Below are 23,883 nucleotides of genomic sequence, written 5' to 3'. Positions count from 1 at the left end.
CTAAAGGTGATAATGTAAGTGTGTTCATTCCGGGTCAATACGGATTTTATTGAAGTTCAGGACAATATTGAGTGGAAATGTAACCTGAAAATGAAGAAGGGTTGGCAGATGAAAAAAGGTGAATTTCCTGAACTGAAAGTCTAAATACCTGTTAAATGATTTTTAAAGACAGCGCAATCATTAAGTTGCGCTGTTTTTTTGTAACTTTGCAGACATTAATTTTTATATAAAAAATTTATCATCAACAAATGAAAAAGCAAACGATCAAAGAAGTCCTAAAGGATTACAAGAAAGTATTACATCATGACATTACCGTTTACGGATGGGTAAGATCCTTCCGTGCAAATCGCTTTATTGCGCTTAACGATGGTTCTACGATTAATAATTTGCAGATAGTTGTTGATTTCGAAAATTTTGATGAAGCGATCATCAAGAATATCAGTACTGCTTCTTCTCTGAAAGTGGTAGGTGAAGTGGTAGAAAGCCAGGGAGCAGGACAGTCTGTGGAAATTATCGCTAAAAAGATTATTGTTTTAGGAGATAACTTTACAGAAGAACTTCAGAGTACGATTCTTCAGCCTAAGAAACACAGCCTTGAAAAGCTTCGTGAGCAGGCACACTTAAGATTCAGAACCAACCTTTTCGGAGCTGTGTTCAGAGTGCGTCACGCTGTAAGTTTTGCAGTTCACTCATTCTTCAACCAAAACCAGTTCTTCTATATCAACACTCCGGTTATTACAGGAGCAGATGCAGAAGGAGCAGGTGAAATGTTCGGAGTAACCAACTTTGACCTGAACAACATGCCTAAAACTGAAGAAGGAGAAATTGATTTTGCACAGGATTTCTTCGGTAAAAAAACAAACCTTACCGTTTCAGGACAGCTTGAAGGAGAAACTGCAGCCATGGGATTAGGAAGAATCTATACTTTCGGACCTACTTTCCGTGCTGAAAATTCCAACACAACCAGACACCTTGCAGAATTCTGGATGATTGAGCCGGAAGTGGCATTCAACAACCTTGAAGACAATATCGACCTTGCGGAAGATTTCTTAAAATATGTGATCCAGTATGTATTGGATAACTGTAAAGATGATCTTGAATTCTTAGACAACCGTTTTGCAGAAGAGCAAAAAACAAAACCTGAGAAAGAAAGAGCAAAAGAAGGACTTATCGAAAAACTTCAGAATGTAGTGGCTAAGCGTTTCAAACGTGTAAGCTATACGGAAGCCATCGAAATCTTATTGAACTCTAAAGAAAACAAAAAAGGAAAATTCGCTTACCCGGTTGAAAGTTGGGGAACTGACCTTCAGTCTGAGCATGAAAGATACCTTGTTGAGAAACATTTTGAAAGCCCGGTAGTCTTATTTGATTATCCGAAAGAAATCAAAGCTTTCTACATGAAACTGAATGATGATAACAAAACCGTTGCCGCTATGGATGTTCTTTTCCCTGGTATCGGTGAGATCATCGGTGGATCAGAAAGAGAAGCAAGACTAGATGTTTTAAAACAGAAAATGGCAGATATGCACGTAGATGAGCATGAACTTTGGTGGTATCTTGATACCAGAAAATTTGGTTCTGTGCCGCATGCAGGCTTTGGTTTAGGACTGGAAAGATTAGTTCTTTTCGTAACAGGAATGACGAATATCAGAGATGTAATTCCTTTCCCAAGAACGCCGAAAAGCGCTGAATTCTAACACAATAAAAAAAGCCTTAATCACAAGTTAAGGCTTTTTTTATTATTTAATAGTTTATTATATTAGGATAAGTAATGCAAAAATCATGCTAAATGCGTTTTTTATCAAATAAATTTATTAAATTCGTAGAATATGTTATGTTAAAACGCAAATAAGAATATGCTTAAACAACACTTACAACTCAAATTAGGACAAAAGCTGGCACCTCAGCAGATCCAGTTGATGAAGCTTATTCAGCTTCATACTCTTGAATTTGAAGAGGAGTTGGAGAGAGAGTTAGAAGAAAACCCAGCTTTGGAAATTGCAAAAGAAGATTCTAAGGAAGATGAATATTCTTCCCTTGAAGACGCTTATCAGGATGAGGGTACGGAAAGCATTGAAACAGATTTCGACGTCAATGAATATATCTATGACGATGAGCCAAGCTATAAAACCGCATCCAGCAACTATTCTCCGGATGATGAAGAATTTGATAACGAGAGTCTTTTAACGGAAGGACAGTCTTTATATGATTATCTTAGAGAACAGATTCATTTGGTGAATATCAGTGCTGAAGATCTGAAGATTGCAGAATACCTTATCGGGAATTTAGATACAGACGGATATCTGAGAAGAGAAATCAAGTCTATTGTTGACGATTTAGCTTTCTCGCAGGGAATTTATACCACAAAAGAAAGAGTGGAAGATATCCTTGAGAATTATGTTCAGAAACTGGATCCACCCGGAGTGGGAGCAAGAGGTCTGCAGGAATGTCTGTTATTACAGATTGAAAAGAAAGTAAGCTCAGATAAAGCGGTTTCTTTGGCTGCCAATATCTTAAGACATCAGTTTGAAGCTTTAACCAATAAGCATTATAACAAAATCATTCAGAAATATGATATTGAAGAAGATGATCTGAAAGATGCCCTGGATGAAATCTCAAAACTATCTCCTAAAGTAGGAGGGAACTTTGATACACAGACGATTACAATCAATCAGGAAATTATCCCGGATTTTGTTATTCAGGTGAAAGACGGCCAGGTAATTCCTATGCTGAACAGTAAAAATGCACCTACTTTAAGAGTTTCTGAAGAATATAAAGATATTCTGACTACGTATTCCCATGATAAGAACTCATCGGAACACAAGCAGGCTGCTTTATTTATTAAACAAAAACTGGATGCTGCAAAATGGTATATCGATGCGATTAATCAGCGTCAGAATACCTTATTACAGACCATTACAGCAATTGTAAAGTTTCAGAAGGATTACTTTATCACAGGAGACGAAAAATCACTGAAGCCAATGATCCTGAAAGATGTTGCAGATATTACAGGATTTGATATTTCTACCATTTCAAGAGTCGTAAAAAGTAAATATGCAGATACCCCTAATGGTATTGTATACCTTAAAGATCTGTTCTCAGACAGTTTAACGAATGACGATGGAGAAGAAGTTTCTACCAAAGAGATCAAAACCCATCTTCAGGAAGTTATCAATAAGGAAAATAAGAGAAAACCGCTTACAGATGATGCATTAGTAGTTATTCTGAAAGAACAGGGTTATAATATTGCCAGAAGAACGATTGCCAAATATCGTGAACAGCTCAATATTCCTGTAGCAAGGTTAAGAAAAGAACTTTAAAAATATAAAAAAGCATTTCAATCTGAAATGCTTTTTTTTGTTACGGAGTGTATTTAAGTTTTCATTACTTCTTTTAATATAAAAAGTTTCTCGAACGTATTTCAGTACCGTATTTCTACTGAGTAAAATCCAATCGTTTCTCCCGACATTTGATTAATTAATTTATAACTGAACCATTAATCATCTGCTTATGTCCACAAGAACCGTTCAATTTAGTGTTGAAGTGAAAAATATAACCATCACTTCAGGAAGTTTCCAAGTTTTTGGAATTGTTGAAAATTTCATTGGCGCTGTTAATAAAAAAACGCCATTTGAAAACAATACTTTCAGTGTTGAAGTTAAGAATGCAGAATCTGAATATTACGCTGTAACTGTTTGGGTGCATGAATATATAATTGAAAATACTCTGTACAAAGTTGAAGGTGAACCTTTAAGTTTATTAGCGACATTTTATCTTCCTGATATCCTTGATCCAGTTATTGTGAATCCTGAATCCTCTATCGCTTCAATCTATACATTTGCACGTATGACAGAAGTAGATGACGATGGAACAGTGCGCATTTCAGGAACCGAAAGAAATATGAAAATCGCTTATGGAATGAAGAAGAATCTATATAAAACAGAAGGAGCCATCGGAGATATGATTAGTACTTCACCAAATGGTTTTGAAACGAACAGTTATCCCATGTTCAACTCTTTATGTAATTTATACTATTATTCTTTAACAAACCCAATCCTCAGTACGGGAAAACCTTTTTACAGACAATTTTTGGATTATGCCTGGCACAAACCTTCGGAATCAAACAAAAACTTTCTTCAGGCTATACGAAATCTAATATATGATCCTTGCCATAATGCAGACCCTATTTATCAGATGCTTTTTGGATTGGAAGAAATCTACTCTGATTCATTAGTCTCGATGAAAAATATGACCGAGGATCAAAAGATTCCTAATAATTGGACTCTTACATTAAAAAGTAATTCATCAGGAGCTAAGAACTTTATTCCGAGTGGGGCAGCCTTTGTTGTTTTTGATGCAGATGATAACGCATGGATTGCCAATAATTTCCGGGCGGGTTCTCCGGATTCCGGAACTCATTGCCCTGTTTATAAATATGATGCTACGCCTGCCGATTTTTCTCCGGTTCAGGGTGGCGGATTACTTGGAGTCGCTTTTGGAGCTGCCGTTAGCCCCGATAAAAAATATATTTCTTTCGGAAACTTCGGGTGGGGTTCGGAATATAATAATCCACAGGAGGGAAGTATTTCTCGTTTTTATTATAAAGATGGAAAACCCGTAAGTCCTTCCAACGGTTTTACATTAGGACTTTCCCGGGTTCAGGGAATGGAATATGATAATCAAGGGAATCTTTGGATGGCTTCAGTAGGTTGTCAGGAACCTTTTGCGCCTGCCAAGCCAGGAGTTTATCCTTTTAAAAGTGAACCCAGTGCAGTGGTGGTCTATCTAAAACCAGAAGATGGTGATTTTGAGAAAGGCCCTACAGCAGCACTTACCCTCATCTGTAATGAATTTCCTGTAAAAAAATCACCGGACTCACCTCCATTGCCAACTCGAACCCCTTATTTGAAAATATTTGATGTAGCTCCGGATCATAAAGGGAGTGCTTATATTTCCTGTATTGGAAATTATGATAAAGATTTTCCTGAAAACTGTGCCTTTTCAGCGGTTTATAAAGTTACAATTGATGGAGATCGGTTGGTGGTTACCCATAGCTGGTTCAGCAATTACTCTGAAAGTGCCAATAAGCAGGAAGGTTATGAATCACTTCGTCAGATTGCAATAAATGGGGATGGTAATATTGTTGTGGTAGGAGTAAGCAGTAGCCGTGCCACGGTTCTTAGCAAAGACCTTTCAACCGTTTTGGGGTATTACGATGTCAATACTTATGCTCCCTGGGGAGTTAAAATAGATAAAAATGAGACTGTTTTTCTAGCTAATTTTGGCCATGAAACAGATTTTAAAAATAATCCTACGCTGGATATGCAGGGGCCTTTTGGAGTAACAATGCTTCGTGATACTTCAAAACCGGAAACAGCAATGTTACTTACTCTTCCTACAGGAGGTTCAGAGGTTACTTTAGCGAACGGATATCCCTTATACGGTACTCAGCATAAACCAAAATTACCCGGATCAAAACATGAAGAGTTACGGATGCAATGTTATCAGCCTATTATGAGACTTACTTCAACGAATATTGACGGCGCAGGAAATCTTTGGTGTATGAATAACTGGAAACCTTCAGCCCTCGTAGATGTTTTTGATAACCCTGGTGGTGACGGAGTGGTAATTTTCCTGGGAATTGCGGAACCTGAGTAAAAATATCTTAGTTATTTGAACTATTAAATGTTCATGATTTTTTAATACTATAAGATAAGTTATTATTCAGATATAAATTCATAAAAAACCTGTTTAAACTTTAAACAGGTTTTTTATGAATTTATGCTAATCTATTGATATTGATAGCTCACAGCTCTGTGTTGAATTAATCTTTAAAACTGCCTAATTCAAGCTCTCTCATAGAAATTTCCCGCATCTCTACCTTTCTTATCTTTCCGGAAATAGTCATTGGGAATTCATCTACAAATTTCCAGTATTTCGGAACTTTATAGTGGGCAATTCTTCCTTTGCAGTATTCCTGAAGTTCTTCTGCTGTGAGGGTAAATCCTTTTCTCACTTTTACCCACGCCATAACTTCTTCCCCAAATTTTTCACTCGGAACCCCTATGATCTGAACATCCAGAATATGGGTATAGGTATATAAAAAGTCTTCAATTTCCTTAGGCGAAATATTTTCTCCGCCACGAATGATGAGGTCTTTTATCCTTCCGGAAATGGTAATATAGCCGTCTTTATCCATTACTGCCATGTCTCCGGTATGCATCCAGCGGGCTTCATCCAGTACTTTCTTCGTATTTTCTGGATCATTCCAGTATTTCAGCATTACGGAATAGCCTCGTGTGCAGAGCTCACCATGTTCTCCTCGTTTTAAAGTTCTGCCATTTTCGTCAACAATTTTTATCTCAAGATGATCCTGAACAGTTCCTACGGTGCTCACCTGTTTCTCCAGCGGTGTTCCTATTAAAGTCTGAGTAGATACAGGTGAAGTTTCCGTCATTCCGTAGCAGATGCTCATTTCTTTAATATTCATCAGGCTTTCCACTTTTTTCATAATTTCCGGAGGGCATACGGAACCGGCCATCACACCAGTTCTTAAGCTTGAAAAATCATAGGTGTCAAAATCTTTTACTGCCAGTTCAGCAATAAACATGGTTGGTACTCCATACAAAGAAGTACATTTTTCGTCCGAAACAGCTTTTAAAGTAATCTCCGGATCAAAACTGTCATTGGGAATCACCATACACGCTCCGTGTGCCGTACAGCACATATTTCCGATCACCATTCCGAAGCAATGGTAAAAAGGGACGGGAATACAAACACGGTCATTCTGAGTATATTTTAACCTGATACCAATGAAATAACCATTGTTGAGAATATTATGATGGGAAAGGGTAACGCCTTTCGGGAAACCGGTAGTTCCGGAAGTATATTGAATGTTAACAGGATCATCAAACTGTACATGTTCTTCAAAACTGTGAAGCATTTCATCTGATATCTCCTGGCCGTTATTAACAAATTCTTCCCAGTTTTCATCAAAGAATATTTCGTGCTCAAGGGTTGGACACACTTCTTTTGCATATTCAACCATTTCTTTATAATTACTGGTTTTAAAGCTTAAAGAAGAAAAGATAAAACGAACTTCAGACTGATTGAGAACATAGGTCAGTTCATGAGTTCTGTAGGCTGGATTGATATTCACTAAAATAGTTCCTATTCTTGCAGTGGCATACTGCAAAAGTACCCATTCATAACGGTTGGAAGACCAGATTCCGATTCTGTCACCCGCTTTTGCTCCTAAAAACAATAAAGCTTTTGCAACAGCTGTTGTCTGATTGTAAAATTCCTGGTAAGTAGCTCTGTAATTCTGATGAACGCAGACTAATGCTTCCTGATGGGGATATTTTTCGACAGTACTTTTAAGATTCGCTCCGATAGTCTGTCCTAATAATGAAACCTCAGAAGTTCCATACACATAAGATAAGGGCATAGTTTAAGATTTGGTGGAATAAAATTAGCAATTATATCCCGAACTATGCCTATGTATATTAATTTTCCTGAGAATCTATTTCTTTAAGCTGCTTTAGATTTTTATCAAGTTTTTTAATGATTGTCCCATATACCAGTCTGTAATAAAACCAGATCATAGAGACTGCAAGCAACGAGCTTACGGCAATTCCAACAATAACAATCGTAAGGTTGGAGCCATTAGGCTGTATATTCTGAGAATCTAATATATAAAAGATGAAAGCGATCAGTACAAAAGTGAATATTAACAATAAAACAATGCTGATGAGAATAAAAGCATTGACTGTTGTTTTGAATTTAATGATGCGGGTAATAAGCCCTTTCAGATTTTCCTCAATCTTTATTTTTCGGTAATTCTGATAGAATTTCAATACAAAATAAGCTGTAATTAATAAGCTTAAGACTTTTATAGCCAGATAAGCATGACCGAAATTGTTTTCTGCTTCAGGAGATTCCTGAGCCCCTAATCGCTCCAGCATTTTACGGAAGCTGTCTGATTCCTCTTCCGGGAAAAGGTAAAACAGTCCCAATACCGAAAAGAACAGAAATTCTATAACACTGATCCAGAAAATATATTTCACATAGTTACGTGATTTTCTATTCAGCATCTGAAGAATCTCAGTGTTGTCATATTTATCTTGTACAGGTTGTTCCTGCCATGTTTTCTTAAAGCTATCTAAATCAAATTCAGGCATATTTTTCCATCTGTTCTTTAAGGGTTTTCTTTAATCTGTTCATTTTCACGCGTGCATTGACTTCAGTGATTCCGAGGTTTTCTGCAATGTCCTTGTAAGGCAGATCGTCAAGATACATCATGACAATGGCTCTTTCTACATTCGGAAGAGTCTTGATTACAGTATACAAAAGTGATACCTGCTGCTGTTTTTCATCGTCATCTTCCACAAAATCTTTATGGTTGATGTCCAGCTCATTCGTAGGAAGGCTTTTGCTTTTTTTTCTAAAGAGGGTAATGGCTGTATTGAGCGCTACACGGTACATCCATGTGGAAATTTTAGAATTTCCTTTAAAGGAATCATAGCTTCTCCAGAGTTGTAACACAATTTCCTGGAAAAGATCCTCTTCATCTTCCAGAGAATTTGTGTACAGACGCGATACTTTAATAATCAGTCCCTGATTATCCTTGATAAGCTGCGCAAATTCTTTTTCTCTGGAATCCATAGATATATAATGGCACGAAGATAATAATAAAGTGGTAATTGGTGAAAATTATAACAAAAAATCGTAAAAGCTAGACCATAGAATGGTAAACATGCTTTGAATATTGTAGCATGTAATTTATATTCTCATCAAAAACAAAAGAAAAATATTTATATATCTACTCATTTACATAGCGCTTAAAACCATTGAGGCTTTCTGAACTTTTACCTTTTTACCGCAAAATTTGCGTACCTTTGCCTCCGCGAGAAAATCGGCTTGTTGATTTCCCGTTTTACGGGAGGTAGGAAAGTCCGGACACCATAGAGCAGCAAAGCGGATAACATCCGTCACCCGTGAGGGTAGGACAAGTGCAACAGAAAGCAAGTACAGTTCGGCTGTAGTGAAACCAGGTAAACTCTTTGCGGTGCAATGGTAAGTATATCGGTTCTTTTCAGCAATGGAAATAGGGGCGGCTCGTCCTGAAAACCGAGGGGTAATCAGCTCAAGTGTTGCAGCAATGTACCACGTAGATAAATAACAGGCGCTTCTTCGGAAGTACAGAATCCGGCTTATAGATTTTCTCGTGATTTTTTTTAAAAGCTGGAAGAGTGAAGTTTTTAAACGTAATGATTTTAAATTTCCATTTTCATACTTCCGTCTTCCAACCTCATTTATTCGCTTTCCAATTGTTTTTTAGATTCCTGCAATTCCTGCCTGTCTTTATCAGAAAGTGTAGGATATTTAAGATTCATTTTTTCAAGCGTGTCAATAATAATCTGGATTGCTGCTACTCTTGCAAACCATTTGCTGTCAGCAGGAAGCACATACCAGGGAGCATGGTCTTTTGATGTTTCGTTGATTGCGTTTTCGTAAGCTTCCATATATTGATCGAATAATGCTCTTTCCGGAAGGTCTCCAGCAGAGAATTTCCAATTTTTTTCCTGTTCGTCAATTCTGTCCAGAAGTCTTTTTTTCTGTTCATCCTTGGAAACATGCAAAAAGATCTTAACAATTGTAGTTCCGTTTTGTGAAAGGTGTTTTTCAAAATTCCGGATGCTTTCATACCTGTTTTCCCAGAATTTGCTGTCAAAGTCTTTTACGGAAGACCATGTTTTTTCACTCAAATTATATTCAGGGTGCACCTTACAAACCAGAACACTTTCATAATGAGAACGGTTGAAAATTCCAATCATTCCTTTCTGTGGCAATGCAAGATAATGTCTCCATAAAAAATCATGGGAATATTCTTTGGAACTTGGGGTTTTAAAACTGGTCACATTACATCCCTGAGGATTCACTCCTCCGAAAACATGCTCTATCATACTGTCTTTTCCAGCAGCATCCATAGCCTGTAATACAACAAGCAAAGACTGGCTTCCGTCAGCATATAATTTTTCCTGCAGTTCACGAAGTTTTTCTTTCTCCTGAATCAGCATTTGCTCTCCTTCTTCTTTAGTAAGCTTTCCTTTATAAGAAGTTGATGTTTTTTTTATTGAAAATTTTCCATTTACCTTAAAGTCATCTGAGAAATCGGTGTCCATATATTTTTAAGATTAAAAGATTAAAAGATTAAAAGATTAAAAGATTAAAAGATTAAAAGATTAAAAGATTAAAAGATTAAAAGATTAAAAGATTAAAAGATTAAAAGATTAAAAGATTAAAAGATTAAAAGATTAAAAGATCTTGTTCTTTAAATTCAATAGGGGTGGGCTTTGGCCCAGCCATTTAAAAAAAAATCCGAAGGCTTCAGCCAAAACCTAGATAATATATTTGATAAACGTCAATACATTTACTGCCACCTATTACCTATCATCTGCCTCCTAATCAAACATAAATGTAATAAAAAAACCGCCTCATTGGAGACGGTTCTTTTATTTTTTTGAGTAGAGATTACTTCGCAGCAGCTTTTTTAGCAAGTTTTGCAGCTTTTTTCTCAGCCTTAGCAGCTTCTTTCTGCTCAGCAGCAGTCAATACTTTTGGCTCAGGAGCGTTAGCATCTACGTTACCTTTGATGTAGATTACACTTCTGTTGTTAGCAGGATCGTTAGAAAAAACCTCAATCATTTTGTTGAAAGGGCCAGGAATAGCGGTGTTGTATCCAACCTTGATCTTAGCTGATTTCCCAGGCATAATAGGATCTTGGCTGAATTCAGGAGTTGTACATCCACAAGAAGGTTTTACATTTGAAAGGATCAAAGGCTTATCACCTGAGTTCGTTACCGTAAAGAATCTTGTACCATCAGCATTAGGCTTAATAGTACCGTAATCGAAAGTTGTTTTATCAAATGTAATTGTTTGTGCAGATGCCAGAGCAAATGTCCCGAATAGTGCAATTCCTGCAATTAATTTTTTCATATTCTTGAATGTTAATACGTTTGTTAGATAAATTTTGTGAAACAAAGTTAAAAATTATTTTAATTCATGCTTAAAAATTTTTTTCTTTAGACTATTTTTGCAAATTGCAAGCCAAAGAAATAGAATTTATGCAGATTTCAGAAAAGTACAATCCACAGGAAACAGAACAAAAATGGTACAATTACTGGTTGGAAAACAAATTTTTCCATTCAGAGCCTAATGACAAACCACCGTATACCGTGGTCATTCCTCCGCCAAACGTAACGGGGATATTACACATGGGGCATATGTTGAATAATACCCTTCAAGATGTTCTGGTCCGTCGTGCAAGAATGCGCGGATTTAATGCTTGTTGGATTCCGGGAACAGATCACGCTTCAATTGCTACTGAAGCTAAAGTTGTTGCTAAACTGAAGTCTGAAGGAGTCAATAAGTCAGATATTACCCGTGAAGAATTTTTAACGCATGCCTGGGACTGGACCAATAAATATGGAGGAACCATCCTTGAGCAGTTGAAAAAGTTAGGATGTTCATGTGATTGGGACAGAACCCGCTTCACTTTGGAAGACAAACTTTCGCAGCAGGTTATCAAAAGTTTTGTAGACCTTTATAATAAAGGATTAATCTACAGAGGTTACAGAATGGTTAACTGGGATCCGGAAGCGAAAACCAATATTTCTGACGAAGAAGTAATATTTAAAGAACAGAACGGGAAATTGTATTTCCTTAAATATAAAATTGAAGGTTCAGAAGAATTCCTTTCAGTAGCGACTACGCGTCCTGAAACTATTTTCGGGGATACCGCCGTATGTATCAATCCTAATGATGAAAGATATGCTCACCTGAAAGGTAAAAATGTAATTGTACCGATCGTTAACCGAGTAATCCCAATTATTGAGGATGAATATGTTGATATAGAATTCGGAACAGGGGCTTTGAAAATTACACCTGCCCATGATATCAATGACTACGAAATCGGACAGAAACATCAGCTGAAAATGATTGATGCACTGGATGATGACGGAAATCTTAACGAACATGGTTTACATTATGCCGGAAAGAACAGATTTGATGTAAGAAAGCAGATCGCTAAAGAACTTGAAGAGAAAGATCTTTTGTTAAAGGCAGAAGATTATGTAAACAAAGTAGGAACTTCCGAGAGAACAGGCGCTGTTATTGAACCTAAAGTTTCAGTACAATGGTTCCTTAAAATGGCTGAAATTGCTAAACCCGCTTTGGATGTAGTAATGGATGACGAAGTGAAGTTCTATCCGGAGAAGTTTAAAAATACTTACAAGCACTGGATGGAAAACATCCGTGACTGGAATATTTCCCGTCAGCTTTGGTGGGGACAGCAGATTCCTGCTTACTATTATGGAGAAGGTGATGAAGATTTTGTAGTTGCAGAAACTAAAGAAGCTGCTTTAGAACTGGCAAAACAAAAAACAGGGAATTCAACTCTGATGATAGAAAACCTTAGACAGGATGATGATGCATTGGATACATGGTTCTCATCTTGGTTATGGCCAATGTCTGTATTTGATGGATTGCTTGATCCTGAAAACAAAGATATCAACTATTATTATCCAACATCTGATCTGGTTACAGGTCCGGATATTATTTTCTTCTGGGTAGCCAGAATGATTATGGCCGGATTGGAATACAGAAAAGAAGTTCCGTTCAAGAATGTTTATTTTACAGGAATTGTAAGAGATAAGCAGAGAAGAAAGATGTCAAAATCTCTTGGAAACTCTCCTGATCCTCTTGAATTAATGGATAAATATGGAGCAGATGGAGTACGTGTAGGAATTCTATTGAGCTCTGCAGCAGGAAATGACCTTCTTTTTGATGAAGATTTAATGCTTCAGGGAAGAAACTTCATGACGAAGATCTGGAATGCATTCCGTCTGATCAACATGTGGAATCATGAAGATAAGCCAGCTATTGCTACAGATAATCAGGCTATTGAATGGTTTGAAAACAAGCTTAATAAAACAATTGCCGAAATTAATGACCAGTTCGAGAAATTCAGAATTTCTGATGCCCTGCATTTGATCTATAAATTAATTTGGGATGATTTTTGTGGGTGGTACCTTGAAGCGATCAAGCCAAATTATGGAGAAGGAATTTCTAAGGATGTTTATAACAAAACAATATATTTCTTTGAAGAGCTGATGAAGTTACTTCACCCGTTCATGCCTTTCCTTACAGAGGAATTATGGCAGACTATTTCGGAAAGAAGTATTGATGAAGCTTTAGTGATCGCTCAGCAGAAAGAAGCTGGAAAGTTTGATGAGACTATTATTAAGAATTTTGAAACTGCAGCAGAATTGATTTCAGGAGTTAGAAATTACCGTCAGACAAAAGGAATTTCACCAAGAGAAGCCGCTGAGGTATTTACCAATGCTACTGAATTTGCCAATGAAGATGTAGTAAGAAAATTAGCAAATATTTCTGAAATTCACTTTGGGCAGAAAACAGATAAGCCAAGCTTTACCTTCCTGGTAGGAGCAACTGAAGTTTCTATTCCTTTAAGTGAAAACTTGGATTTAGGTGAGGAAAAAGCTAAAACTGAAGAAGAAGTAAAATATTTAAAAGGATTTTTGGTTTCAGTAGAAAAAAAGCTTTCCAATGAAAAATTTGTTGCGAATGCTAAGCCTGAAGTTGTAGAAGGAGAACGTAAGAAGCAAAAAGATGCTCAGGATAAGATTGCGATCCTTGAAGAAAAACTGAAAAGTTTGTAAAAATTACCTTATAAATAGGTTAATTTGTCGGAATGTCAGGCTGAGCGGAGTCGAAGCCTTTTTTGAAAAATGAAACAGTATTTTGTATATATTTTAAAATGTTCCGATAATTCCTATTATACAGGAGTTACCAATGACATTGAGTTGAGATTATCTCAGCATCAGGCAGGGAAATTTCCTGAAAGCTATACTTATAAAAGAAGACCGGTTCAGCTGGTCTTCTTTTATCTGTTTAATGATATTATTCAAGCAATTGCATTTGAAAAACAAGTGAAAGGCTGGAGTCGTAAGAAAAAGGAAGCTATTATAAATGATAATTGGGATAAGTTGAGAGAATTATCTATTTGCAGGAATGATAGCCATTGTGACAATTGTAAAGATAAAACCTTCAAAGGCTTCGACTCCGCTCAGCCTGACACAGAAAACAAAGAATAAATAAAAATGACACATATAGAAAACATACAAAAACTATTCTCGAAAGACTTTGTAGAAAGTCCGTTGCTGGAAAGTTTTGAAGTAGGGAAGATCTACCTTTCAAGTGGAAAGATTGTTACCTGTGATCCTTTGATCACTAATGATATGCTTCCTTTTACCACAGAATTTCCCAAAGGAGATTTTTCTGTAATGATACATAAAGAAAGAGAGAGCAACTGTGTAGCCTATGCCGAAATTATATTCAGTAATTCTGAAATTAAAGAATGGAAAATGGCCACTACAGCAGGACAGAATATAAAAGATCTTGCGAAAGAAGAAGTGTTCGGATATCCTGTAGAAAGCGGGATGGGATGTTTCATGGATGTGGATACCCAAAACAGTCTGAACGAACTTGAACAAAGATTGTATCAAAATAAAGGAGGTGATTTTATGGGAATCTACGAAGAATTTTTCCATGACTACTTCTTTGATGAAAAGGGCGCAATAGATCAGTATGCCTTTCTTAAACCTGCAAAAGAACATCCCGGAACTATATTTGCTTTTGAAACCGGATATGGAGAAGGATTTTATGCCAGCTATATAGCGTATAACAAAGATCAGCAGCCAGTGAAAATAATTACTGAATTTATAGAAATAAGTTAATTTTAAATTAGCTATTTTTGAGACGCAATTTTTGTCAGTTATAAATTTTAAAGCTAATACAAAACACAATGAATTTCTCATCAGAACAACCCCGTATTATTGTTGTGGGCAGCTCATCGATAGATTTGGTTCTTGAAACCGAAAAACTTCCTTTGCCTAATGAAACGGTTTTAGCCGTTAAGTCAGATAGTTATTTTGGAGGTAAGGGCGCTAATCAATCAGTAGGTACAGCCAGGCTGGGAGCAAGTGTATACTTTATCGGATGTGTAGGAATGGATCCTCTTGGGCAGCAGATTATGAGAAATCTGGTAAGTGAAAATGTGAATGTAGGATTTGTTCACGAAACAGATAAAGAAGCTACGGGAACGGCCTATGTAACCACTTCCCACGGAAATGCAGCTATTGTTGTAGTACCGGCAGCCAATAAATACCTTAGCAAATTACATATAGACGAGGCAGATAAGTATTTTCATACCACAGATCTTGTGCTGGTACAGCTTGAGGTTTCTATGGATGTTGTAGAACATACCGTTAGAAAAGCCAAGAAATACGGAAAAAAAGTAGGATTATACGCTTCACCTGCAATGAGAGTCAGTGAAGAAATTTTAGAACTGGTTGACTTTATTGTTGCTAAAAGCAATGAATTGTATGTTATTTTCGGGGAAGAAAAAAGAGAAGAGGTTCTTAAAAAATATTTCAATAAAGTTTTTGTAAGAGATGATACCAATTCCACCATTTATTTTGATGGTACAGAAATGAAATATTACAGAAACGATAAGGATGAAAAAGTATATAAAATGGGAATGGGTGATGCATTTACGTCAGGATTTGCCATTGCGATGTGCCATGGGAATTCTATCGAAGAATGTGTAAAATTCGGAAATGAAGTCTCATCAAGAGTTTCAGGAGGTAAAGGCTCTCAGACAGGACTTCCGAGAATCTCAGATTTCTTTTCCTAAAGCTATTTACGACATATCAAAAGTCTGAAACTTAACATAAAAATATAAGTAAAATGTCCACTTTTATAGTGGATTTTTTCTTTTTATACTATGGAAAAACTAATATTAACCACAGAAGATCATGTCACGCTGACCGCCCATGTGTTTAAACCGGAAAAAGATAATGGGAAATTACTACTGATTAACTCAGCAACAGGGGTAAAACAGCAGGTTTATTTTTCTTTTGCCAGCTATTTTTCTGAACAGGGATTTACTGTCATTACTTATGATTACCGGGGAATTGGTCTTTCCAAACCGAAAGATATGAGAGGATTTCAGGGTTCTATGAGACTATGGGGTTCCAAAGATTATAAAGCGGTAACTCAATATATTAAATCAGCTTTTAAACAACACCAAAAATACTGTTTAGGCCATTCGGTAGGCGCATTGATTCTGGGAATGAATGAAGACTCCAAAATCTTCGAAGAATTTGTTTTTGTGGGAACCCAAAATGCCTTTGTTGGAAACCTTAAAGGGATGACAAAAGTTGAAGCCTATTTAGGCTTTGGAATTGCTCAGCCGTTAACGACTTCATTGTTAGGATATTTTCCCGCCCATTGGTTCGGACTGGGAGAAAGTCTTCCAAAAAATTGCGCATATGACTGGAGAACCTTAATTTTAAACAAGAAATCAACCAACAGATTGTTGGAGAAAATTGATAACTTTTCTGAAAATTTGACCCAGAAAGTATTTGTAATTCGGGCGGAAGATGATGTCTGGCTGACAGAGAAAGGTGTGTTGAGTTTATTAAATGACACCTATCCTAATCTTAAACCAACTTACCGGTTAGTAAATGTTTCAGAATCTGATAAAAAAGAAATAGGACATGTCAATTTTTTTAGAAGTTACAACAACAAGCTTTGGGATATTATTTTAAATGAACTGATAGATAAATGAAAAGTACGATTAACAACACAGTAGCATTTGTAAAAGAAAAATTAGAAGGAGCTGAAGCAGGACACGACTGGTTTCATATTGAAAGAGTCTGGAAGCTGGCCGCTAAAATAGCAGAAACAGAAGATTGTAACAAAGAAGTAGTAGAATTGTCTGCTCTTCTTCATGATATTGCGGATCCTAAATTTCATAACGGTGATGAAACCATTGCTCCCCAAATATCCAGAGCATTTCTTGAAGAACAGGGCGTTTCTGAAGAAATCATCCGTAAGGTATTATTTGTGATTGAAAATATTTCATTTAAAAACAGAGATCAGGCACCGGAGAATCCTCCCATTGAGCTTCAGATTGTACAGGATGCAGACCGTATTGATGCGATAGGAGCTATCGGAATTGCCAGAACATTCAACTTTGGCGGTTTTAAAAATAACCTGATGTACCACCCGGATATGAAACCAAAATTGGGAATGTCCAAAGAAGAATATAAAAAGTCTAACGGGACAACCATTAATCATTTCTATGAAAAATTATTGCTTCTGAAAGATATGATGAATACTGAAAAAGGAAAAGAAATGGCAGAAGAAAGACATCAGTATATGATGAATTTCCTTGATCAGTTTTATAAAGAATGGAATGTAGATTAGAAAATATAATCCGAACAAAAAGATAGAGAGAAAGCTCTTTTTCATGATGGGGTAAAATTAAAAAAATGACCTCAGATATAGATAAAATAGAGAGAAGAAGTATCTTTGTAGAATATGACACTCATTATTTTTATAATATTTCTGGCTTGTGTTCTTTCTCTGATCCTGTTTAAGGTTAAATCAGGAAGTATAGCCAAGTGGGCGAAGCTGTTTCGTATTGTAACAGTAGTTTTTTCAATTTCTGTTTTTACGTATTGGTTTATCAAGAAAAGTGCTGTGGCATTTGTGGATAATTCTGTAGGGCTGCAGGTGATTAATAAACTTCCGCAGGCATTGGATTTTTACCTGATCAAAGTAAACAAAACGGAGCAAAATACAAACCTTGAACCTAAGCATATCGGGAAAATACGTCCGGAATATTACAGGATAGAATACCTGAAAATGGATAAGTCTGATGAATACTGGATTGCAGGCTATCTTGGAAAGAAAAACCTGGTGTACTTTTCTCAGCATTCCGTACCCAATAAGAATATCGATCAGATTGTAGAAGTACAGAATTATATTAATCAAAGTATGAAGCTTTCTGATGCCGCCAAAAAGCAGGTAGATGCTTATAATTATGAGAATACAAAATTAGGAATCTGGATTACACTGGACTTTCTGCTTCTATTTCTCAATCTGGTATTGCTTCTTAGAAAAAATAAATAAAAAAGGTAATGAGTTTCAAATACTCATTACCTTTTTTGTTAAGGATAATCCAGAATCTGCATAATCCGTTCTTTAAATTCTTCAGGACAGGCTTTGATCAGCTTATCCTTATTCTGTTTACTGATTTCTTTAGGTTCGAGCCATTCGCTCTTATTGGAATTCAAACTGTGATTATCATATACTCTTTTTATGGTATGATTTTCATAAAAAATATATTCATCACCAAGCCAGTTATTGGCAATACTGATTGTACAAATTTCCTTTTCCATGATTTATGTTTTTTAAAGTATAATGATTATTGGAAAACATTATACTCTAAGGTACGAATTTTTTCATGATGAAAAAGGAAGTTCCTTATACCGAATTTATTCTATTTAAATTTAAAAAAGCGTTCCTGTACTCTCTGTTGCCATTTGTGGAATATGAATATCCGTTTTCCATTCCTCATTCACTTTTTTGATGAAATAAGCAGATAATAAAGGTGAGGCTTTTTCAATATTCTGATGTACGAAAAAGTAAAGATTCTGAAGTCCTTCTTTCTTCCATTTTGTGAGATGCTTCAACCAGTCATCCAGTCTTTCGTAGTCGCTTTCTGCGTTGGCTCCTACATAGCGGATAAATGCGTTGGGGGCTGTAAGGCGCATATGAAGCATATCTCTTCTTCCGGCAGTATCTACAATGATATTGGTGATGTTATGGGCTTCAAAGAGCTCACAGGTTGTATTCAGGATTTCCTCATCAGTAAACCATTCTGTATTTCGGAGTTCGATTGCTAAAGGAACTTCTTTGGGCCATTCCTTTACAAATTTTTCCAGTCTGTCATAATCCTTAGGTTTAAAATTATCATGAAGCTGCAGGAAAGCCATTCCCAGTTTTTCATCAAAATTGATCACCGAAGATGCAAATTGCGTCACCGGATCTGTTACATCAATCAGTCTTCTGAAATGGGAAACCGTATTGGTGATCTTTGGAAAAAATTTAAAGTCTGGCGGAGTTTTTTCTTTCCATGTTGTTACCTGTTCAGGGGTTGGCATTCCGTAGAACGTAGCATTCAGTTCGATAGAATTAAACTGAGTGGCATAATAGGTCAGTTCGTCTTTAGTTCCTTTAGGATAAAACCCTTTAAGGTCTGTTTTGTTCCATTTTGCACATCCGATAGAAATATTTTCCAGACCTTTTTTATTGAGTGCCAGTATTTCTTTAGTTCTGGGATGGTCTTTAGGTAATGTGAAATCTATTTTTGAAGGGTCTTCTACTTGTCCGAATTTCATATCTGTAGTTTTGGTATTAAACAATAAACACAAATATAAACCAAAAAAATCATAGAATTTTCTATGATTTTTAATGGAAATAATTGTATCGGAATTACTTATTTTTTAATGATTTTTTTAGTGGCTTGAGTTTTATCAGTCGTGATTTTTATAATATAAACAGCAGTAGGATAGCGTGAAAGGTCGATTTTTACAATAGTGTTGTTGAAGTTTCTGTCCAGAATAATTCTTTCCTGAGAATCGATAAGCTTTATGTTTTTTATAGGAGTATCTGAGCTTACCTGCAGGATATCTTTTACCGGATTGGGGAAAACTTTGATCTGTTTTGACTTAAAGTTTGGATTGTCGCTCTTCAGGAAAGAATTGCTGCAGTTTGTAGTCAATGTGATATCAGGATACATGGTCTGGAGTTCATTCCATTGCGCGTCATCCACACAAACGGATAGGTTAGAATTGTTATTGGTAAAATCAATGAACTCTTCTATAGAACCATTTCTCAGATTGGCAGAAGTAAGAGTAGACATATTCCATAATGTAGCAGATTCCAGATGTGATGATGGGGAAAGATCAAGTTGGGTAATCTGGGGACAGGTATTAAAATGTACATTCTTCAGATTAATATTATCGGAAGTATTGATCTGGGTAAGCAAAGGCAGATTTGCCAATGTTAATGATTCTAAATTTGTATTATTTGAAGTATTTACTGAAGTAAGAAGGTCATTGTAAGAAAGGCTTAATGATTGTAGAGAAGTACAGTCCTTGGTGTCCAAGGCGGATATCTTTGTATTGCTTAACAAAATATCTTTAAATCCGGTACATTGGCTGAGATTGATTTCCTCTAAGTTAGAGAACATGTATCCGATTGACAGATTCTGCAAACCCGGACAGTTTTCTAAATCCAGTTTTTTTAAGTCGTTATTATTATCGAATGCAAAATTTGTGAGTGCAATACAATTGTTAGTGAAAATGTTCTGAAGGTTGTTGGCTCCTTGTGTCCCGTTAGTTATAAAGCGATCTGTTTTTAAGGTATGCAGATGGGAAAGGTTACTGGTGTTTACCGTACTCATATACCCACAAGAGTTAGTGAGATCAATGCTTTCCAGTTTTTCGGCAGCGCTGAAGTTTATAGTATTGGTAATCTTTTGATTGAAAGCTTTCAGGGTTTTTAATTTTGGTAAACCTGCAAGGTTTAAGCTATTTACATTCCCGAAATAAATTCCCGAAGTGGTAGAGTAGAGGTATCTGTTATAGAAAGAGCAGTCTAATTCTTCAAGGTTAATCAATCCTGCTGTACTAAAATCAATAGATGGAGCATTCAGTCCCGTTATTTTCTTTAAGGATGAGCAGCCATTGATGTTTATACCGGAGAAATAAGATCCTGTTGATTCATAATGATCTGTATCTGCAATGATCTCCTGAAGGTTGGTGCAATTATTGGCAATCAGCTGAATATTCTGCTCTGAATTTCCTGAAGAGCTGAAACCTCCTGTTACTGAAATTTTGGTTAAAGTATTCAGATTAGGAACAACAATCTTTTCCAAAAATTTACAGGAATCAAATGTAAGAGTTTGAATATTGGAATTCTCAATATACAGCTCCTTAAGTTCGGCGGAACTGATCACTGCATTATTGTTTATTTGATGGCAGTTTTTTATCCTTAAGCTGTTTTCATCAGGAGACCATGGATTACCGGAGATCTGATAGGCAATGATATCGGCAATATTCTGAATTCCTGAGCAGTTATCAAAAGAAAGATTAATAGGAGATGCCATATATTGACCTCCCTGTGATAAGTCATAGTAAAAAGGTCTTCCCTGTACTTTTTTTATTTTAGTATTATTTGTAAAACTGATGTTGGCAGTTTTGGTATTCCAAAAATAAAGTTCCTCGAGACTGGAGAAGAGTAAGGCATCCGAAATTCCCTCCGGCAGATGGCTGTTATAGTATGTACTATTGATATTATCCGGATCAAATGGGCTGCCATTAGAATCAATATACATTTGGTTAGCATCTAATCTAATCGTCAGTATTTTGACCTGTTGCGCTTCTAAAGGCTGGATTTCTCCATCTCCGCTACTGTCTATGACAATAGAATTTCCGTTAAAATCTTGTGCAATCTGGTTAGTTGTATTTGAGCTTAGAATTAAAGCTTTAAATTTTGCATCAGAAAAATTCAGATTCTGGGAGTAAGCGATAGAAAATCCGCTTACCCATAAGGTAATTAAAAGTTTTTTCATATTTGAGTTTTAGTTATCCGATAATATTACAAATCTCTTTGTGTACAATCAGATGTTGTAAATATAATTTCTTTTTTTGAAAAAAATCTCTTTTAAGTGTATGTGGTGCTATTTATGAGTTTTAAGTAAAATTTGTTAATGAAAGTATGTTATGGTTTGATTTTATTGGGGTAATACGAGGTTTAATGTTGTTTTTTTTCTTTTAATTTTTCGCATAAATTACCTTTAAAAGCTCTGGTAAATAAAAAAAACACACTAAAAAGTGTGCTTTTTTAAATATAGCGTGTTTATTACTTGATCCTATGCCTCACAGCTTGAACATGAAACGAAGTTAACCATCATTTCTTTTGAAACTGATGAACTTCTTTGGTAGTAAAGCGTTTTTACTCCTTTTTTCCAAGCTTCAATATAAAGATAGTTGACATCTTTTACAGGCATTGTAGAAGGAATCTGAAGATTCAGTGATTGTGCCTGGTCAATGTATTGCTGTCTCTGTGCCGCCTGAGAAATAATCTCCATTGGAGAGATTTCTTTGAATGTTTTGAATACTGCTTTTTCTTCAGGAGTAAGCTCATTCAGGTGTTGTACAGATCCGTGGTTCAACATGATGGTTCTCCACGTTTCTTCATTATCCAGTCCTTTTTCTTTCAAAAGTTTTGCCAGGTATTTGTTCTTACGCATAAAGTTTCCTTTAGCAAGACCTGCTTTATAATAGTTTGAAGAGAAAGGCTCAATTCCAGGGGAAGTTTGTCCCAGGATTGCAGAACTTGAAGTGGTAGGAGCAATAGCCATTGTGGTGGTATTTCTTAATCCATATCCTTTCAATACTTCCGGTTCTCCATAGATGTTGGCAAGTTCTCTTGAAGCCTGCTCAGCCTGATCTTTAATATGTCTGAATGCTCTTGCATTGAATTGAGTTGCTTCGAAGCTTTCAAACGGAATCATATTTTTCTGTAAATAAGAATGGTATCCTAAAACTCCTAATCCAAGAGCTCTGTGACGCATTGCGAAGTTTCTTGCTCCCTGCAGATAATAATTACCTTCAGTTTTGTCAATAAACTCAGATAATACAGCATCCAGGAAGTATACTGCTAATTTTACAGCATCTGTATCTTTCCACTCATCGTACAATTCAAGGTTCATGGAAGACAGACAGCAGATGAAAGATTCTTCCATTGTAGATGGAAGCATGATCTCAGAACAAAGGTTACTTGCGTTTACCGTCATTCCCAAATCTTTATACACCTGAGGTTTATTTCTGTTTACGTTGTCTGTAAAGAAAATATATGGAAGACCTTTTTGCTGGCGGCTTTCCAATACTCTTGCCCAAACTTTACGTTTCTCCATATCACCGTCAATCATATCCTGCATCCAGTAATCTGGTACACATACTCCGGTAAACAGGTTCTGAATCGGGCTACCAATATCTTTAATGGATAAAAATTCTTCAATATCTCCGTGGTCAATATCTAAGTAAGCAGCAAAAGCACCTCTTCTTACACCTCCCTGAGAAACAACATCCATTGCCGTATCGAAAAGCTTCATGAATGAAACTGCTCCTGAAGATTTTCCGTTATCCGTTACAGCGGTTCCTCTGTTTCTCAATTCTCCGAAATACCCTGAAGTACCTCCTCCGATTTTAGTCTGCATGATGACTTCACCCATTTTGTGAGTAATACCTTCAATGCTGTCCGGAATGTGAGTGTTGAAACATGAGATAGGAAGACCTCTTTCTGTTCCCATATTCGCCCATACAGGAGAAGAGAAACTGATCCATCCTTTTGTGATCATTTCTTTGAATGCCGGTTGAAGTTCAGGTTTGTATAACCTTTTTGCAGCGGCAGTGGTAATTCTGTCGATAGCTCCGTCTACCGTTTCACCTTTCAACAGATATCCTCTGTTCAGCATCTGCTCAGACTCTTCATTGAGCCACCATATATTTGAATTTTGCTCTTCCATAGATGTTATATTTTCGAATTCCGGAATGAGAGAATCACTCCGGAATTTTGTTTTTTTATAGTATTGATTGTAAAATTTCTACTTTGTGGGAACCGTTCAGTCCGCTTTCATCTCTTAATCTCTGAAATTCTTTAAAAGACGGAACATTCAAAACTTCATGCTGAACTTCATCATTGATGTAGTTTGAATAATGTACAAAAGTAACACCGTCTTCCTTTACATAAACTTTATATTCAAAGGTGGAAGGATCTAAATTCTTGAAATCTTCCAGAAACTTTTGGATATTGGTTTTATTGTTTGGAACAAATTCGGGGTTTACCGTATAGGTTACTATTACATTGATCATTTCTTTT

Annotated in this window: 20 protein-coding genes and 1 other RNA gene; 11 read left to right on the top strand and 10 right to left on the bottom strand. The window is 36.2% G+C overall.

The window, feature by feature from the left end; genetic code table 11:
- Nucleotides 1–248: 248 nt before the first annotated feature.
- The 3 genes from asnS (at nt 249) to ACWPWS_RS16355 (ending at nt 5,658) form a co-directional block, all read left to right on the top strand.
- A complete protein-coding gene (asnS, locus tag ACWPWS_RS16365; protein WP_105681278.1) occupies nt 249–1,697 on the top strand; it encodes an asparagine--tRNA ligase in 1,449 nt (482 codons plus the stop codon).
- 159 nt (nt 1,698–1,856) lie between these two features.
- Nucleotides 1,857–3,320 (top strand): RNA polymerase factor sigma-54, encoded by a 1,464-nt coding sequence (rpoN, locus tag ACWPWS_RS16360; RefSeq protein WP_209787627.1) that lies wholly within the window; start codon nt 1,857–1,859, stop codon nt 3,318–3,320.
- Between the two features lie 190 nt (nt 3,321–3,510).
- Entirely contained in the window at nt 3,511–5,658 is a 2,148-nt protein-coding gene (locus ACWPWS_RS16355; RefSeq protein ID WP_454047229.1) for a hypothetical protein, read from the top strand.
- A gap of 166 nt (nt 5,659–5,824) precedes the next feature.
- Here ACWPWS_RS16355 and ACWPWS_RS16350 read toward each other — a convergent pair whose 3' ends face one another.
- From ACWPWS_RS16350 to ACWPWS_RS16340, 3 genes are read right to left on the bottom strand one after another with little or no spacing between them, the layout of a single operon-like run.
- Nucleotides 5,825–7,447, bottom strand: a complete 1,623-nt coding sequence (locus tag ACWPWS_RS16350) for an AMP-binding protein (RefSeq protein WP_454047228.1) — start codon at nt 7,445–7,447, stop codon at nt 5,825–5,827.
- A gap of 58 nt (nt 7,448–7,505) precedes the next feature.
- Entirely contained in the window at nt 7,506–8,180 is a 675-nt protein-coding gene (locus ACWPWS_RS16345) for a beta-carotene 15,15'-monooxygenase (RefSeq protein WP_309512705.1), read from the bottom strand.
- Nucleotides 8,173–8,664 carry an RNA polymerase sigma factor gene (locus ACWPWS_RS16340; RefSeq protein ID WP_062673949.1) on the bottom strand — a complete coding sequence of 164 codons (492 nt, stop codon included), beginning with the start codon at nt 8,662–8,664 and terminating at the stop codon, nt 8,173–8,175. The genes ACWPWS_RS16345 and ACWPWS_RS16340 overlap by 8 nt, the downstream gene beginning before the upstream one ends.
- A gap of 242 nt (nt 8,665–8,906) precedes the next feature.
- On the opposite strand from ACWPWS_RS16340, the gene rnpB reads away from it, so the two are divergent.
- Nucleotides 8,907–9,231: RNase P RNA component class A (gene rnpB, locus ACWPWS_RS16335), an RNA gene on the top strand.
- Nucleotides 9,232–9,314: 83 nt separating this feature from the next.
- Here the strand turns inward: rnpB and ACWPWS_RS16330 are convergent.
- Both ACWPWS_RS16330 and ACWPWS_RS16325 read right to left on the bottom strand, forming a co-directional pair.
- Nucleotides 9,315–10,184: a polyphosphate kinase 2 family protein gene (locus tag ACWPWS_RS16330; protein WP_454047227.1), complete on the bottom strand. Its 870-nt coding sequence runs from the start codon at nt 10,182–10,184 to the stop codon at nt 9,315–9,317.
- Nucleotides 10,185–10,533: 349 nt separating this feature from the next.
- A complete protein-coding gene (locus ACWPWS_RS16325; RefSeq protein WP_105681272.1) occupies nt 10,534–10,998 on the bottom strand; it encodes a DUF1573 domain-containing protein in 465 nt (154 codons plus the stop codon).
- A 128-nt stretch (nt 10,999–11,126) separates the two neighbouring features.
- Here ACWPWS_RS16325 and ACWPWS_RS16320 point away from each other — a divergent pair, with 128 nt between their 5' ends.
- The 7 genes from ACWPWS_RS16320 to ACWPWS_RS16290 all read left to right on the top strand — a co-directional run bounded on the left by ACWPWS_RS16320 (nt 11,127) and on the right by ACWPWS_RS16290 (nt 18,063).
- Complete coding sequence (locus ACWPWS_RS16320; RefSeq protein WP_454047226.1) at nt 11,127–13,742, top strand: valine--tRNA ligase; 2,616 nt, start codon at nt 11,127–11,129, stop codon at nt 13,740–13,742.
- Between the two features lie 69 nt (nt 13,743–13,811).
- Nucleotides 13,812–14,177, top strand: a complete 366-nt coding sequence (locus ACWPWS_RS16315) for a GIY-YIG nuclease family protein (protein ID WP_454047225.1) — start codon at nt 13,812–13,814, stop codon at nt 14,175–14,177.
- A gap of 6 nt (nt 14,178–14,183) precedes the next feature.
- Nucleotides 14,184–14,819, top strand: coding sequence for a DUF4241 domain-containing protein (locus ACWPWS_RS16310; RefSeq protein WP_309512702.1), 636 nt, complete (start codon nt 14,184–14,186; stop codon nt 14,817–14,819).
- A 68-nt stretch (nt 14,820–14,887) separates the two neighbouring features.
- Nucleotides 14,888–15,778 (top strand): ribokinase, encoded by an 891-nt coding sequence (locus ACWPWS_RS16305; RefSeq protein WP_209787642.1) that lies wholly within the window; start codon nt 14,888–14,890, stop codon nt 15,776–15,778.
- Nucleotides 15,779–15,868: 90 nt separating this feature from the next.
- Nucleotides 15,869–16,714: an alpha/beta hydrolase family protein gene (locus tag ACWPWS_RS16300; protein ID WP_454047224.1), complete on the top strand. Its 846-nt coding sequence runs from the start codon at nt 15,869–15,871 to the stop codon at nt 16,712–16,714.
- Nucleotides 16,711–17,355, top strand: a complete 645-nt coding sequence (locus ACWPWS_RS16295) for an HD domain-containing protein (protein ID WP_209787646.1) — start codon at nt 16,711–16,713, stop codon at nt 17,353–17,355. Before ACWPWS_RS16300 ends, ACWPWS_RS16295 begins: the two co-directional genes overlap by 4 nt.
- Nucleotides 17,356–17,469: 114 nt before the next feature.
- Nucleotides 17,470–18,063 (top strand): hypothetical protein, encoded by a 594-nt coding sequence (locus ACWPWS_RS16290; RefSeq protein WP_454047223.1) that lies wholly within the window; start codon nt 17,470–17,472, stop codon nt 18,061–18,063.
- A gap of 38 nt (nt 18,064–18,101) precedes the next feature.
- Here the strand turns inward: ACWPWS_RS16290 and ACWPWS_RS16285 are convergent, their stop codons facing one another.
- From ACWPWS_RS16285 to ACWPWS_RS16265, 5 genes are all read right to left on the bottom strand, one after another.
- Complete coding sequence (locus tag ACWPWS_RS16285; protein ID WP_209787649.1) at nt 18,102–18,332, bottom strand: hypothetical protein; 231 nt, start codon at nt 18,330–18,332, stop codon at nt 18,102–18,104.
- Nucleotides 18,333–18,443: 111 nt separating this feature from the next.
- On the bottom strand, nt 18,444–19,334 hold the full coding sequence (locus ACWPWS_RS16280) for a DUF72 domain-containing protein (RefSeq protein ID WP_454047222.1): 891 nt from the start codon (nt 19,332–19,334) through the stop codon (nt 18,444–18,446).
- Nucleotides 19,335–19,432: 98 nt separating this feature from the next.
- Nucleotides 19,433–21,571, bottom strand: coding sequence for a T9SS type A sorting domain-containing protein (locus tag ACWPWS_RS16275; protein WP_454047221.1), 2,139 nt, complete (start codon nt 21,569–21,571; stop codon nt 19,433–19,435).
- Nucleotides 21,572–21,871: 300 nt separating this feature from the next.
- Nucleotides 21,872–23,530: a ribonucleoside-diphosphate reductase subunit alpha gene (locus tag ACWPWS_RS16270; RefSeq protein WP_149833340.1), complete on the bottom strand. Its 1,659-nt coding sequence runs from the start codon at nt 23,528–23,530 to the stop codon at nt 21,872–21,874.
- A 55-nt stretch (nt 23,531–23,585) separates the two neighbouring features.
- Nucleotides 23,586–23,876: a hypothetical protein gene (locus ACWPWS_RS16265; protein ID WP_454047220.1), complete on the bottom strand. Its 291-nt coding sequence runs from the start codon at nt 23,874–23,876 to the stop codon at nt 23,586–23,588.
- Nucleotides 23,877–23,883: the final 7 nt, after the last annotated feature.

The sequence above is a fragment of the Chryseobacterium sp. Marseille-Q8038 genome (assembly GCF_965111995.1).
Note: the sequence above shows the minus strand (reverse complement) of the source record. Positions and strands in the feature narration are given on the sequence as shown.